14 protein-coding genes and 2 pseudogenes are annotated in these 13008 nt (G+C 52.2%); 9 read left to right on the top strand and 7 right to left on the bottom strand.

Annotated elements, in window-relative coordinates:
• Window position 1: 1 nt before the first annotated feature.
• Window positions 2-124, top strand: a pseudogene (locus H7A81_RS20350) (CHC2 zinc finger domain-containing protein); the annotation flags it as partial.
• Window position 125: 1 nt separating this feature from the next.
• Here H7A81_RS20350 and H7A81_RS20345 read toward each other — a convergent pair.
• From H7A81_RS20345 to H7A81_RS20330, 4 genes and pseudogenes are all read right to left on the bottom strand, one after another.
• A pseudogene (locus H7A81_RS20345) lies at window positions 126-233 on the bottom strand (amino acid ABC transporter permease); the annotation flags it as partial.
• On the bottom strand, window positions 230-967 hold the full coding sequence (locus tag H7A81_RS20340; protein WP_045833600.1) for an amino acid ABC transporter permease: 738 nt from the start codon (window positions 965-967) through the stop codon (window positions 230-232). The pseudogene H7A81_RS20345 and the gene H7A81_RS20340, both read right to left, overlap by 4 nt.
• 50 nt (window positions 968-1017) lie before the next feature.
• Window positions 1018-1842, bottom strand: a complete 825-nt coding sequence (locus tag H7A81_RS20335) for a transporter substrate-binding domain-containing protein (RefSeq protein ID WP_034822375.1) — start codon at window positions 1840-1842, stop codon at window positions 1018-1020.
• A gap of 139 nt (window positions 1843-1981) precedes the next feature.
• A complete protein-coding gene (locus H7A81_RS20330) occupies window positions 1982-2374 on the bottom strand; it encodes a RidA family protein (protein WP_058960439.1) in 393 nt (130 codons plus the stop codon).
• A 381-nt stretch (window positions 2375-2755) separates the two neighbouring features.
• On the opposite strand from H7A81_RS20330, the gene H7A81_RS20325 reads away from it, so the two are divergent.
• The 4 genes from H7A81_RS20325 (at window position 2756) to H7A81_RS20310 (ending at window position 7571) form a co-directional block, all read left to right on the top strand.
• Window positions 2756-3511: an IclR family transcriptional regulator gene (locus tag H7A81_RS20325; protein WP_034822379.1), complete on the top strand. Its 756-nt coding sequence runs from the start codon at window positions 2756-2758 to the stop codon at window positions 3509-3511.
• 204 nt (window positions 3512-3715) lie between these two features.
• Window positions 3716-4822, top strand: coding sequence for an ABC transporter substrate-binding protein (locus H7A81_RS20320; protein WP_034822383.1), 1107 nt, complete (start codon window positions 3716-3718; stop codon window positions 4820-4822).
• A gap of 160 nt (window positions 4823-4982) precedes the next feature.
• Entirely contained in the window at window positions 4983-6194 is a 1212-nt protein-coding gene (gene zigA / locus H7A81_RS20315; RefSeq protein ID WP_182058543.1) for a zinc metallochaperone GTPase ZigA, read from the top strand.
• A 186-nt stretch (window positions 6195-6380) separates the two neighbouring features.
• On the top strand, window positions 6381-7571 hold the full coding sequence (locus H7A81_RS20310; RefSeq protein WP_182058544.1) for a GTP-binding protein: 1191 nt from the start codon (window positions 6381-6383) through the stop codon (window positions 7569-7571).
• Window position 7572: 1 nt separating this feature from the next.
• On the opposite strand, the gene H7A81_RS20305 is transcribed toward H7A81_RS20310, so the two are convergent.
• Window positions 7573-7800, bottom strand: coding sequence for a hypothetical protein (locus tag H7A81_RS20305; RefSeq protein WP_034822387.1), 228 nt, complete (start codon window positions 7798-7800; stop codon window positions 7573-7575).
• Window positions 7801-7872: 72 nt separating this feature from the next.
• Here H7A81_RS20305 and dksA point away from each other — a divergent pair, with 72 nt between their 5' ends.
• A complete protein-coding gene (gene dksA / locus H7A81_RS20300) occupies window positions 7873-8292 on the top strand; it encodes an RNA polymerase-binding protein DksA (protein WP_182058542.1) in 420 nt (139 codons plus the stop codon).
• A 32-nt stretch (window positions 8293-8324) separates the two neighbouring features.
• On the opposite strand, the gene H7A81_RS20295 is transcribed toward dksA, so the two are convergent.
• Window positions 8325-8996, bottom strand: coding sequence for an O-methyltransferase (locus H7A81_RS20295; RefSeq protein WP_182058541.1), 672 nt, complete (start codon window positions 8994-8996; stop codon window positions 8325-8327).
• 81 nt (window positions 8997-9077) lie between these two features.
• On the opposite strand from H7A81_RS20295, the gene H7A81_RS20290 reads away from it, so the two are divergent.
• A complete protein-coding gene (locus tag H7A81_RS20290) occupies window positions 9078-9716 on the top strand; it encodes a TetR family transcriptional regulator (protein WP_182058540.1) in 639 nt (212 codons plus the stop codon).
• Window positions 9717-9853: 137 nt separating this feature from the next.
• A complete protein-coding gene (locus H7A81_RS20285) occupies window positions 9854-10675 on the top strand; it encodes a Cof-type HAD-IIB family hydrolase (RefSeq protein ID WP_182058539.1) in 822 nt (273 codons plus the stop codon).
• A 76-nt stretch (window positions 10676-10751) separates the two neighbouring features.
• On the opposite strand, the gene H7A81_RS20280 is transcribed toward H7A81_RS20285, so the two are convergent.
• Window positions 10752-11927, bottom strand: coding sequence for an MFS transporter (locus tag H7A81_RS20280; protein WP_182058538.1), 1176 nt, complete (start codon window positions 11925-11927; stop codon window positions 10752-10754).
• Between the two features lie 102 nt (window positions 11928-12029).
• Here H7A81_RS20280 and H7A81_RS20275 point away from each other — a divergent pair, with 102 nt between their 5' ends.
• Window positions 12030-12944, top strand: a complete 915-nt coding sequence (locus tag H7A81_RS20275) for a LysR family transcriptional regulator (RefSeq protein ID WP_182058537.1) — start codon at window positions 12030-12032, stop codon at window positions 12942-12944.
• The last annotated feature ends 64 nt before the right edge of the window (window positions 12945-13008 follow it).

Genomic DNA, 13008 nt, shown 5'->3' with positions numbered 1-13008 from the left:
TATCGTGGATCTTATCGATGCCCGCGTTAAGCTGAAAAAGCAGGGTAAGAACTATCACGCGTGCTGTCCTTTTCATAACGAGAAAACCCCCTCTTTCACCGTAAGCGGTGAGAAGCAGTTTTATTTAGTAAGCCCAGTAACGTGCTGCCGATAATGGCGGCGATGGACAGCAACAGCGTGATACCCAGTCCTTTCAGCAGGATGGGGAAAGAGCTGATGATAAGCTCGCTCATAGCGCATTCTCCTGTTTCACTGGATTAGTCAGCCATTTTTTTGCCCACCACCAGGCGGACTTTTTTACCGGGGTCACCAGCGGCGGGTGGAACATGCGCCGTCCTGCCACCGTGCCCAGCCAGGAGAACAGATTGCTCAGCACCAGATAGACCAGCGCGACCACGCTAAAGGTCTGGATATACAGCAGAGTGCGGGCGTTGATCACCGTGGCGGTGCCGGTCAGTTCTGGCAGGGCAATCGCAGAAAGCAGCGAAGTACCGAGCAGCAGCTGAATCAGGTTGTTGATGATCGCCGGCCATACGGCGCGTGCCGCCTGCGGCAGCACCACGCTGAGAAAGATTTGCCGACGCGGGATGCCGAGAATATAAGCGGCTTCGAGCTGACCTTTTGGCACCGATTGAATCCCGGCACGAAAGGTTTCAGACAAGTAAGCGCCAACGTTGATGCCCAGCGCCAGCACACCGGCGGTAAAGGCACTCATGGTGATGCCCAGCGAGGGCAGGCCAAAGAAGATGATGAAAATTTGCAGCAGCACCGGCGTGTTGCGAATAAACTCGACGTAGCAGTGACTGATCCAGCGCAGGGGAGCAACAGGCGATGATTTCGCTAATGCCGACAATAAACCCAATGCTACCGCCAGCACGAAGGCCAGCAATGTCACCTGCAGTGTCAGCCATGCGGCCTCAAGAAAGGTGTCGGCATAGCGCCAGAGGGTTAGCCATTGATAACTCATGGTTTGACTCCTTCGAACGGCGCGGCATCAACTGCCGCGCCGCACATCAATCAATATTGCGGATTCAGCGGGTAACGTGGCTTGCTACCGAACCATTTCTGATACAGCTGGGCGTTTTCACCCGATGCATTAATCTCAAACAGGAATTCATTCAGATAGTTGGTCCACACCTGATCCCCCTGTTTCACACCGAAGGCGTTATATTCCAGTGGTACCAGCGCTTCGTTGGTCACGGTTAACGTCGGATCGAGCTTGGCCTGATAGGCGAGGAAGTTGTTGTCTTCGATCATCGCATCGGCCTGACCTTGCTTCACCGCGAGGATCGCGGCTTGCGATGAGTCGTATTCCTGAATTTTCACATCAATACCGAGGTTACGGACTTCATCCCCATTGGTTGAACCCTTCACTGTGGCGATGGTTTTGCCTGCCATATCATGCGCAGATTGGATACCGCTGTTCTTGCGCACCAGCATCGCTTCACTGGCCACCACATACGGGTTGGTGAAGCCGATCTCTTTGGCGCGTTCAAGATTGCGTGTGAAGTTACAGAACACCACATCGACTTTATTGGTTTGCAGGTTAGGAATACGGTTGGCGCTGGTGGTATTCACCATCTCCAGTTTCACGCCCATCTCCTTGGCCAGTGCTTTAGCCAAATCAACGTCATAACCATCCGGGTTGCCGTCTTTGTCATAAAAACCAAAGGGGGCAAAGCTCAGGCAGTCACCGACACGCAGCGTGCCGCGTTGCAGTACGTTCTGCAGGGCCGATTGCGGTGCGGCGCCAGCCTCTTTTTTTTCTTCGGTGGGTGTGCAGCCAGCTAAAACCAGTAATGCCAGCGCAGCGGCGCCGAATTTAAGCGATGTTGTGTTCATTTTATGCTCTCTATAAAATGGTTATGAGTCGGCGTAACACCGATATTTCACAGCAAAATGAAAAGCATCAATTAATAACAGGCTGTCCTGGTGTGGGCGAAGAAAATAAAAGATCGTCAGCCTGTTTTAACCGTAATAATTATTTACGATCGGCGCGGAAGCATTTCATATCCACTTCCACTTTGCAGTCGACCACTAAATCCTGCACGCTGCAAATGCGTGCCGGTGGATTTCCACTGAATATCTCACTGAATACTTTATTAAAGGAACTGAAGTAGCGTGCGTCGGTCAGCACGGCTGTGACGTGTACCACATCTTCCACGCGATAACCTGCCTCGCGCATGATGGTCAGGCAGTTATCAAATGCTAACTGGGTTTGTTCGATGATACCGCCTTCCACTACCTCACCGTCGCGCATTGGCGTCTGGCCTGAGATATACAGCCAGCCATCGGCCTCTACCGCACGGGCGAAGGGCAACATTTGCCCGCCAGTGCCGGTCCCGCCTTCAATGCCATAACGTTTTATCGTCATGCAAATTGCCTCATTTCTGGAGTTGTTAGTCTGTCCGATATATCAGACTTAAATCTGCAATACCGGATAGGGCAAGATTTGCACAGTGGATTTGCTTTTGCAATATGTGATCGGCTATTTAATTTTTTGTGATGTAGTCGGGATCGCAAAATAAATTTATTGCGGAGTGTTCGTTTAATAAGAATGTGACCTTCGTCGAACATTTTTAATGTCAGTAAAAAATCGTTGCGCCAAAACGAGGCCCCAAAATAGATCGCCATAATATAACGTCAGTGACTAATTTTTATTTTTACGGGGATGGGTAATTGTTGCGTTGGGGTGTATGATGCTTTTCTTTTTTCATGTATTCCAATCGCACCAATGCAACAGGGGAGTAAGCGTATGCCGGATGAAAAACCGTCACGGGCGCGCGGTGTTGACCGGGTTATTGATATTTTCCGTCAGTTGCATATTGCCCGTCAGCCGATGGCGATGCGCGATTTGATCGATGCCACTGGCGCACCCCGATCCAGCGTTTATGAGTTGGTCAGTTTGCTCAGTGAAGCCGGGCTGGTGGAATTAGATGCAGATGGTGCGGTGTTTTTCGGTCGCGAGATGCACTATTACGGTGCGGATTACATGGCGCACAACGATCTGATCCGGCGCGCGCATCAGTTGATGGTCGAGATTGTGGCGCGCCATGGCGAAACTGTGCAGCTTTGTATGCTGGAGGGCAACAAGTACACGGTGGTGCTGTCCGAGAGCAGCAACGCGCACCCCTTCAAGATCACCTCAGATATCGGTGTACGCGTGCCCATTACCTGGACCGCGACTGGGCGTTTACTGCTCAGTAACTGGTCTGATAGCGCGATCCTCGATTTGATTCCAGAAGAAGATTACCGTCTCGCCAGCGGGCAGATTCTCGATAAGCAGGCGTTTCTCGATGAAATCCACCATGCTGGTAAGCTGGGTTATTGCATGACGGAAGGGCTCTCCGAAAGCTTTACCTGCTGTATGGCCGCGCCGATTCGCTCACGCAGCGGCCAGGCGGTGGCGGCGATCTGCTTTATGGTGAGCCGTGATACGTCGCAAGAGCGTCGGCAGATGCTGTTGCAGGAGTTGATTACCTCCGGGCAGAAGCTGTCCGATTTCACCTGACGCGCATTTCCCTGCTGCGGCGGCTTGCGGGCTGCCGGCAGGGAATGGATAATCCATCTGCCATCTGCCATCTGCCATCCAACCTTCATCACTCAACATTAATACTCGGTTACAACCCATTGTCCTGGCGTTTATTTTCAGCCCTTAAGGTTGTGTTAAGGTAATTGATAATAATAACTATTCTTTTTACCACGGAGTTTTAGGATGAAAACGCGCCTGCTACTGGCAATGGGATTACTGGCTTCCACGGCGGCTTCGGCTACCACTTACCCGTTAACCGTCACCGATATGGACGGCAACACGCAAACCATCACTAAAGAACCGCAACACATTATCCTGCAGGATGGCCGCGATATTTTGACGCTGGCGCTGCTGGATCGTGATGACCCGTTCAAGCGTGTGGTGGCGTGGAATAACCTGCCGAAGAAACAAGACACCCAAACCTGGGATCTGCTGAAAGGCAAATGGCCTGAAGCGACCAAAATTGTCGATATGGGCTTCAGCGACCAGGGCCAGGTCAATCTGGAAAGCGTGCTGGCGCAAAAGCCCGACATGATGATTGCCCAACTGCGCGCGAAACCGGCGCTGCAACAGTCAGGTGTATTGAGTACGCTGAATAATCTGCATATTCCCGTGGTGTTTGTAGATTATGAACTGCACCCCGCGCAAAACACGGCACCCAGCGTCACGCTGTTGGGCAAAGTGTTGAACCGGGAGAGCCAGGCTAAGGCCTATACCGATTTCTATCAGCAGAGGTTTGATCGCATCACCAAAGGCGTCGCTGAGGTGAAGAACAAACCGACGGTGTTTATTGAGCCGATTGCCGGTAACAGCGATAACTGCTGCTTCACTCACAGTCACAATGGCTGGGGCGGATTAGTCGAAGCCGTAGGGGGTAAGAATATTGGTTCCGAGCTGTTGCCGGGCAACGTGGGCTTTATCGCTCTGGAAAAAATTATTGCGATGAAACCGGATGTTTACATCATGACCGGTTCAAAACGTCCTAACACCAACGTGCTGCCATTCGGCTACGGCGTGCAGCCGAAAGAGGTGAATGCCACTTTCCAGACACTGTTGAAACGTACCGGTCTGGCACAGATCGAGCCGGTGAAGAATGGCCGTGTTTATGGCGTGTACCATCATTTCTATAACCACCCTTACAATATCGTGGGGATGGAAATTTTGGCAAAAGACCTTTATCCGCAACAGTTTGCCGATTTGACGCCTAACGCCGACTTCCGCACCATCGTGAAAAAATTCACTAAGTTACCGGATGAAGCGATCGATCTAAGCTATCCCGATAACAAGTAATGCTTTATAGCGGGCCGAAACGGCCCGCTTTTTATTAACCTTAAACAACAATCTTTCTTCGACGCAATGACAACCGTAATTGTTATGTTATAACATATCAATTATAACGTTTGGTGTGGCATGTCACCGCACCTGCACTTGTCATGTTGAAGGAGTTGCAATGTCATCATTATCCACGAATTTTAAAAAGTTGCCGGTTACTGTCCTCTCCGGCTTTCTCGGCGCGGGCAAAACCACGCTGCTTAACCATATTCTCAATAATCGCGAAGGTCGCCGCGTGGCAGTGATCGTCAATGATATGTCAGAAGTGAATATCGATGCCGCCCTGGTGCGTGAGGGCGGGGCGGAGTTGTCGCGCACCGATGAGAAGTTAGTCGAGATGAGTAACGGCTGCATCTGCTGCACGCTGCGTGAAGATCTGCTGCTGGAGGTCGATCGCCTCGCAAAAGATGGCCGTTTCGACAACCTGGTTATCGAATCTACCGGTATTTCCGAGCCGCTTCCGGTGGCGGAAACCTTTACCTTTGCCTATGAAGACGGACAGAGTTTATCGGAAGTCGCTGCGCTGGACACCATGGTGACCGTCGTGGACGGCTTCAATTTCCTGCGCGATTACGAATCCAACGAGAGCATCAAATCCCGTGGTGAATCGCTGGGTGAAGAAGATGAACGCACGGTAGTGGATCTGCTGGTGGATCAGATTGAGTTCTGCGACGTGTTGATTCTGAACAAAACCGATCTGATTGATGAAGCGCAAAAAGCCCGCTTGCTGGCGATATTGCATTCTCTCAACCCGCGCGCACGCGTGGTGACTTCTGAGTTTGGCAAGGTTGCACTGAAGGAAGTGCTGAATACCGGTTTATTTGATTTTGATGCGGCCTCACAAGCTCCCGGCTGGTTGCAAGAACTGCGCGGTTCACATACGCCGGAAACCGAAGAGTACGGCATTCGAAACTTCGTGTTTCGCGCCCGTCGTCCTTTTCATCCTACCCGCTTCGCCAGCGTTATCGAAGGCGATCTCCAAGGCGTGGTGCGGTCTAAGGGCTTCTTCTGGCTCGCCAGTCGTCCTCATTATGCCGGTTCATGGTCACAGGCCGGTGGCGTGACGCGTCAGGGCTTAGCAGGCATGTGGTGGGCAAGCGCGCCGAAAGAGCGCTGGCCGGAAGATCCCGAGACGCTGGAATACATCATGCAGAACTGGGTCGAGGGCACTGGCGATGCGCGTCAGGAAATCGTGTTTATTGGTATTGAGATGGATGAGGCCCGTCTGCGCAACCAGTTGGAACATGCGCTGCTGACTGACGAAGAGATGGCGCAGGGCCCGGAAAACTGGGCCGAATATCCGGACCCGTTTGAACCCTGGTTTCACTGAGGAAGATAAACGCGAGGAACCAGGCAGATCGTTGACGGTGCAATGAACTGAGCGCCCGGCCACATATTTCTGCCTGAGCGAAGCGCAGTTCCCCAGCGGGTACTTTGGCACAACCTGGTTTAACGGAACGGCATGACGCCATGGATGGCAAACCCACGCCGCAAAGTGCGGCAGCAAGAGGTCACGATGCAAAAAATCCCCCTCACCATTCTCAACGGTTTTCTGGGTGCAGGCAAAACAACGCTTTTAAAAAGTCTGTTGGTTCAGGCGCACAAACAGCAACTCGCGGTCTGCGTTATCGTCAATGATATGAGCGAACTGGACGTTGATGGCGTGCTGATTGCCAATACTGAAATCGTCAACGCCAGTAAACATAATTTCATAACGCTCTCAGCCGACAGCATCAGCAGCCGAACGGGTATCGAAAAACTCGATGCCGCACTTGAGTCGATGCTCAACGCACATCGCCCGGATCTGATCCTGCTGGAAACCTCTGGCAGCAGCCATCCGTTGCCGCTGGTGCGTTATTTCCGCGACCATGCCGAAGTGCAACTCAATGGATTCTTATCGCTGGTCGACAGCGTGATGCTGAATGACGATTACCAGCAGGGCGAAGCGCTGATTCCTCGTTTGCAGGCCAATCTGACTCGTCACGAGCGGCGCATCGAGAATCTGCTGGCAGAACAAATCATGTTTTGCAGCCATCTGCTGCTCACCAAAAATGATCGGCTGCCGTCTTCCAGCATTACCCGCATTGCCCAGGCCATTCATCCGCTCAATCCCTATGTGGCAGTGATGGCGGTATCGCGGGGAAACCTCTCTCTGAGTGAACTCATGGCGATGCCGTCCTACGATTTCGGGCGGGTCGCGCAGTTAATTGAAGAATTAGCGGATGAGGTGGATGCCATTGATCCCGGTGCGTGGCAAATGACTTCCGAAGTGATTCACGACGATCGTCCATTCCATCCGCAGCGATTGTGGGATACCTGCCACCACTATATGGGCGCGGGCATCTATCGCAGTAAAGGCTTTTTCTGGTTGCCGACGCGTGATGATTTAGCGCTGTTGTGGAATCAGGCCACCGGCAGCATCAGTCTGGAATTTATCAGTTACTGGAAAGCGGGAATTCTGAATCATCGTGATAGTCCGCTGACGGCAGAGGAGCGTGCGGCGGTCGAACAGGCAGTGGCAAAAATGCCGGGGCGATTTGGCGATCGGCGCTGCAGTTTAACGGTGATTGGTGAGCCGGATGAAGTGAAAGCTTTCAGCGCCGCCCTAGAACGCTGCTTTCTCAATGAAGAGGAGCTTGCATGGTGGCAAAGCGGCGGTGAATTTGCCGATCCCTGGCCGCAGCGCGTGGCGCGTGTATCCGCCTGAGTTAGCCTGCCAGCGCACGCATTTGCGTACAGAACGGACACTGGCAGCCGGATACGGGCTTTAACAGCGCCGCATGCACTTCCGCCGTCGCCAGAGGCTGCGTCAAATCGACGTTGGCCACTGCGGTATCCGGCTTTTGCGCCAGTTTTAACGTATCAATCTTTGCCTGAAAGGCACCTGCTTTTGCCGATGCTATGGCGATAAGCAACAGAGGAACAGTGGTCTTCATCGCAGCAACCTCAATGAATAATTTGAAATGTGACGATATAACATTAACACGAAGCTGTTAAGGAATTTCAACATGACCAAACCCACAGCAGCCGAGCAGCAAAACCTTCTCAGTATGCCGCCAGAAGAGTATATGAATCCTCACCAAAGTGACTATTTTTTGCGCTTATTGCGTTTTGAGCGGCAGGAACTGCTCGAACATATCGACTACCTGAAAACGCAGCTGCAACGCAGTGAACAGCAAGGGGATGAAGCGGACAAAGCGATCCGCGAAGAAGAACTGCGCTTGTTGTTTCGCCAGATCGATCGTGAAAGTCGGCTGCTACCAAAAATTGATGCGGCAGTGCAGCGCATCCATCAAGGCGAATATGGCTACTGTCGTGATACGGGCGATCCCATTGGCCTGGCTCGCCTGTTGCTCCGCCCCACCGCAGAACTCTCCATTGATGCCAAGATCAAGCAGGAACGGGTCGAAGCGCAGTATCGGAAATAAAAATCACCCAGAGCACAGGCTCTGGGTGCTGATTACTGTGAACGTCCGAGCCACATTGACACTTCAACGCCGTCGTTAAAAGGCAGCGACAGATAGCCACGCCCGCTGTGCACATGTTCGAGATATTCGGGGCTGAAATCCGCATCATCGGCGACGATCAGCGCACCAGGGCGCAAATGTGGTTCAACCAGCGCCAGTATCTCAGGGTAAATTGCCTTGGCGCCATCGAGCACCAGCATATCGATGGCAGCAGGCAGGTCGCGGCTCAACGTATGCAGAGCGTCACCCACGCGCACTTCAATCAAATCACTTACGCCCGCATCGGCAAAATGATTGCGCGCCAGCGCCACCTTTCCCGGCTCAAATTCACTGGTGATGATCTTTCCGCCGCCGTTATCGCGTAACGCTGCCGCGAGATGCAGCGTTGAAATCCCAAAGGATGTGCCAAACTCCACTATCGACTGCGCCTTGCTGCTGCGTGCCAGCATGTACAGCAACTTGCCGGTTTCACGCGACACCGCTAGTGGCACATTTTTCAGATGACCATAGAGTTCGAGATAATCTGTTTTGCTCTGCAACAGGCGATTTTGCTCTTCATCGGACATGATGCGGAAGGCTTCATTGGTCGGATGCGCCATATTGTCGGCCAGTTCGAACAGGTAGTTAAGCAGCGGCGCCAATGGCGCGGAAGTTAAGGTATTCATGGTGATTCTCCGTGGATTAATCTGTGCGAACAGAATACGATGAATCATTCGCATTTCACTATTCGTGTTCAGGAGCATCAGATGGCTGAACGCCGTAACGCTAAGATTTCAGAGAGAAAAAAGCCGCAACAAGCGCGATCCAGCGAGCTGGTTTCGGCGATTTTGCAAGCCGCTACTCAGGTTTTGGAACAGGAAGGCGCCACGCGGTTTACCACGGCTCGTGTGGCGGAGCGTGCTGGTGTGAGTATTGGATCGTTGTATCAATACTTTCCCAATAAAGCGGCTATCCTTTTCCGCTTACAAAGTGAGGAATGGCAACGTACCGGCGATCTTTTAGGATCGATCCTGCGCAATCAGGATGTGCCTGCGGGTGAACGTCTGCACCAACTCACGCTCGCTTTCTTGCACTCAGAGTGTGAAGAAGCGGCAATGCGGACCGCACTTAACGATGCAGCGCCGTTATACCGTGATGCACCGGAAGTGGCAGCCGCGCGCGCGGCGGGTGAAAACGTGATGAGTGACTTCCTGTATGAGTTATTGCCCCAGTTGGAAGAGAAACAACGTCTGCGCGCTGCGGACCTGATCAACAGCACATTGGGTAACGTGGGCAAGCATTTTTCCGAAACACCGCGCACTGAGGCGGAGATTCTCGACTACGCAAAGGACATGGCAGAGATGTTCTGTGTCTGGATCAGGGAAAAAGGGGCGGATTTGCAGTAAAAGATGGCACTGGAAATCTCTGAAAGCGGTTAACAATCTCATTATTACCATTCTCATTAATCCACACCGCGAGTAAGCTCTATGAAAACCTTTTCACAGCAGGATGGAATGCTGGTCAAACGATACGGGAGAGCAAGATGGCAGTAAAAATGATTGCGGTGGATATGGATGGGACTTTTCTCGATGACAACAAACAGTACAACGCCCAGCGTTTTGCGCGCCAGTACGCCTTGTTGAAAGAGAAGGGCGTTCGTTTTGTGGTCGCCAGTGGCAATCAGTATTACCAGTTACAACGCTACTTCCCGGATATCAAAGATGAAATCGCCTTTGTCGCCGAGAACGGTGCCTGGGTGTCAGACAGCAATGAAGAGATCTTCTGCGGCGAACTGGCACCAGAACGCGTCCATCAAATTTTGGATATTCTGGCTAAAGAGCCGAATATCAGCACCGTGGTGTGCGGTCGCAATGGCGCTTATGTGCACACCTCAATGCCGGAGGAAGTGATTGCGATGCTGGCGAATCACTATCATCGGCTGGAAAAGCGCGACAACCTCTACGATATCGATGACACCATCTTTAAGTTTTCGTTGAATCTGGCCCACGAAGGGGTGGATGCCTTGATGGATCGTCTGCACAAAGAACTGGGCGCGATTGAAAACATTATGCATCCGGTCTCCAGCGGTTTTGGCTTTGTCGATCTGATCATTCCAGGTTGCCATAAAGCACATGGCATCGCGCTGCTACAGGAAAAATGGGGCATCGACGATTGCGAAGTGCTGGCCATTGGCGACAGCGCAAACGACCTCGAAATGCTGCGTCAGGCGTGCTACAGCTTTTCGATGGCCAATGCAGCCGCGCCCGTGGCCGCTGTTGCGCGTTATAAAACCGACAGCAATAACGACGAAGGTGCGCTTAACGTGATAGCACGCTTGCTGGCACGCGAAGAGCCGTTTGGCTAATCCCTCGCGGCAGAGTTTATCGAACCAGAGCTAAACTTTTAGCTGGGCGATCGATTCTGCCGCTACCTTTATCACCTCAGGCCTCACGTCTCGCTAACCTTTTTTCCATCCTCTTAATCAGCGGTGGCAAGAGTAATGCGCTGCCGGCAACCAGCACCCAGAATATGATCGGAAGTGGCGCTGCTATATCAAAAGTCATGGCCGAAACAAAAAAGGCGAGGGTGGTACTCAATGACATCAGCGCCGTTTGCAGGGACAGGAAACCAGCCCGACTGGCCTCATTTGGAAACCTCGTCGTCACACACGACACCACCACCAATCGTCCGTAAGCCCCGCTCAGAAACAGCCCCATAAATAATGCGCTGGCATGCAAACCTGTCACGGGAAGCAGCATGCTGACCAGTAATATCAGCGTTGAGACAACGGCTAAGGTGTAGCTGGACCAGTGAGCCAATAGCTTTCCGGTAAGCTTTGTCGCCATCAACCCAGCGATGCCACCGATGAAGAACAGCATGGGCAGCGAGGCGTTCACAGCCTGCATGTGTTGGGTCAATAAAGGCACTAAAGCAGGAATGATGAGCATAGGAGTGAATTGCGCGATGGCGTTCCCGCTGGCGAAAAACAACCATTCTGGCGTCATTGTTATCGATGATTTAGGGGCGATTTTGCGCGGGGCATCAGGAATAAACCCGGCAATAAGAAGCAAAGCTATCAGGCACAGCAAACCAATGAGTCTCGTTGCGCTATACCAGCCGAAATGTGTGCTCAAAAACAGCATGGTCGGCATCCCTGCAATGCTGACCACAGAGAAAGCGGCAATGACGGTGGCAATCATCCGTGCTCGTAAGGCCGCTGGCGCGAGGCTGATTAATAAACTCATCCCCACACCCATGGTTGTTCCTCCCACTAAGCCCGCCATAAATCGTAGAACCAGCAGCAGGGTATAATCGCTCGTGAAGGTGATCAGCACCGTCAGAGCGCCTAAAAGCGCCATATTCCACAGTAAAAACCGTTTGGCGTTAACGCGGTCAATCCATTTCCAAATACATAACCCGGATAGCACTGAACCCAGGGTGTAGGTCCCCGTGACATAACCTGCATAAGTGACAGGCACTGAAAATTGAGACGCCATGTAGGCAAACAGCGGATTAAACATCATGTATTCGAGGGCATTCGTGAATTGAACAAAAGCGATAATCACAGCGATGCGGATCACAGCGAATGAACCTGATTGCGGAGTGAGGACAGGCATAGTTTGCTCCATTAAGTTACAGGAGGCCTAGTCTATTGCCCGTGCATCATTATGATTAGAGCGATAAAGTGAGAGGATTAATTATCAAAAATGGGATAATCGATGCGCAGTAGAATCGATTTAAATGTTTTGCGGGTATTCGTCACCGTTGCAGAGAAGGGCAGTTTTATCGGCGGTTCGCGTGCCTTGAATATACCTGCATCGAATGTGAGTCGCCAGATTTCGCAGCTGGAAGAACGATTAGGGATGCGACTCATACAGCGAAGTACGCGTCAAATGAAGCTTACTGAAGCAGGGCAGATGTTTTTTGACAGCATGCGACCACTGCTGGACTCGGTGAATGAGACGGAAGCCAGATTAAGCCACGCACAAACTGAGCCGGAGGGGCTGCTACGCGTATGTTTACCGAATGGAGTCGGGCCGGTGATCTTCGGCAATCTTTTGGCTGACTTTGCACTGCGATATCCCAGAATTGAACTCCATTGTACTACCAGCCTGCAGGGAGCAGAGGCACTGTGGGATGACTGCGATGTTGTCATTGATATCAGTCGCGGCACGCGCGCCAGCAGTGATGTCATAGCTCGACCGCTGGCTTCATTACCCTGCCACATTGTTGCGGCGCCGACTTTACTGCAAAAATACACCAGACCAACGCATACAGAACAATTGCTGGCTCTGCCCTGCATCACCACCGTAAGTGCACTTCAGGGGCAAGCGTGGCAATTTATAACCACTGGCAAAGGATTTCGACACATCAATGTGCAGAGTCCTTTCCGTGTCGACAGTGGTGAGATGGCGATGCAAGCTGCACTGAAAGGCATCGGGTTTGCCATCCTTTCAGCGCAGGCTTGTGAGCCTTATATTCGAAGTGGGCAGTTAGAAGTGATTGAGCTTGAACTCGCTCCCGCACCCCTTGAGATCGCGCTGCTCTACCAGGAACGGAGTTTTCTTCCCGCAAGAAGCCGCGCGTTTATTGATTTCCTGCAAGAGGCGGTGCGGAATCAACGCGAAAAATAACCCGCCTCACGCATATCCTGCAGCAGTCCCGGTCCGGTGGGCTGCCAGTTAAATGTTTGACGTG

This window comes from Pantoea sp. ME81 (assembly GCF_903970985.1).
In the GTDB taxonomy this organism is placed as follows: Bacteria; Pseudomonadota; Gammaproteobacteria; order Enterobacterales; family Enterobacteriaceae; genus Pantoea; species Pantoea communis.
This window is presented reverse-complemented; position numbering and strand designations above follow the sequence as displayed.

Excerpts from the sequence above, each read along its gene's own strand:
- H7A81_RS20340 (WP_045833600.1), bottom strand. The coding sequence starts at position 967 with ATGAGTTATCAATGGCTAACCCTCTGGCGCTATGCCGACACCTTTCTT.
- H7A81_RS20335 (WP_034822375.1), bottom strand. The coding sequence starts at position 1,842 with ATGAACACAACATCGCTTAAATTCGGCGCCGCTGCGCTGGCATTACTG.
- H7A81_RS20330 (WP_058960439.1), bottom strand. The coding sequence starts at position 2,374 with ATGACGATAAAACGTTATGGCATTGAAGGCGGGACCGGCACTGGCGGG.
- H7A81_RS20325 (WP_034822379.1), top strand. The coding sequence starts at position 2,756 with ATGCCGGATGAAAAACCGTCACGGGCGCGCGGTGTTGACCGGGTTATT.
- H7A81_RS20320 (WP_034822383.1), top strand. The coding sequence starts at position 3,716 with ATGAAAACGCGCCTGCTACTGGCAATGGGATTACTGGCTTCCACGGCG.
- zigA (WP_182058543.1), top strand. The coding sequence starts at position 4,983 with ATGTCATCATTATCCACGAATTTTAAAAAGTTGCCGGTTACTGTCCTC.
- H7A81_RS20310 (WP_182058544.1), top strand. The coding sequence starts at position 6,381 with ATGCAAAAAATCCCCCTCACCATTCTCAACGGTTTTCTGGGTGCAGGC.
- H7A81_RS20305 (WP_034822387.1), bottom strand. The coding sequence starts at position 7,800 with ATGAAGACCACTGTTCCTCTGTTGCTTATCGCCATAGCATCGGCAAAA.
- dksA (WP_182058542.1), top strand. The coding sequence starts at position 7,873 with ATGACCAAACCCACAGCAGCCGAGCAGCAAAACCTTCTCAGTATGCCG.
- H7A81_RS20295 (WP_182058541.1), bottom strand. The coding sequence starts at position 8,996 with ATGAATACCTTAACTTCCGCGCCATTGGCGCCGCTGCTTAACTACCTG.
- H7A81_RS20290 (WP_182058540.1), top strand. The coding sequence starts at position 9,078 with ATGGCTGAACGCCGTAACGCTAAGATTTCAGAGAGAAAAAAGCCGCAA.
- H7A81_RS20285 (WP_182058539.1), top strand. The coding sequence starts at position 9,854 with ATGGCAGTAAAAATGATTGCGGTGGATATGGATGGGACTTTTCTCGAT.
- H7A81_RS20280 (WP_182058538.1), bottom strand. The coding sequence starts at position 11,927 with ATGCCTGTCCTCACTCCGCAATCAGGTTCATTCGCTGTGATCCGCATC.
- H7A81_RS20275 (WP_182058537.1), top strand. The coding sequence starts at position 12,030 with ATGCGCAGTAGAATCGATTTAAATGTTTTGCGGGTATTCGTCACCGTT.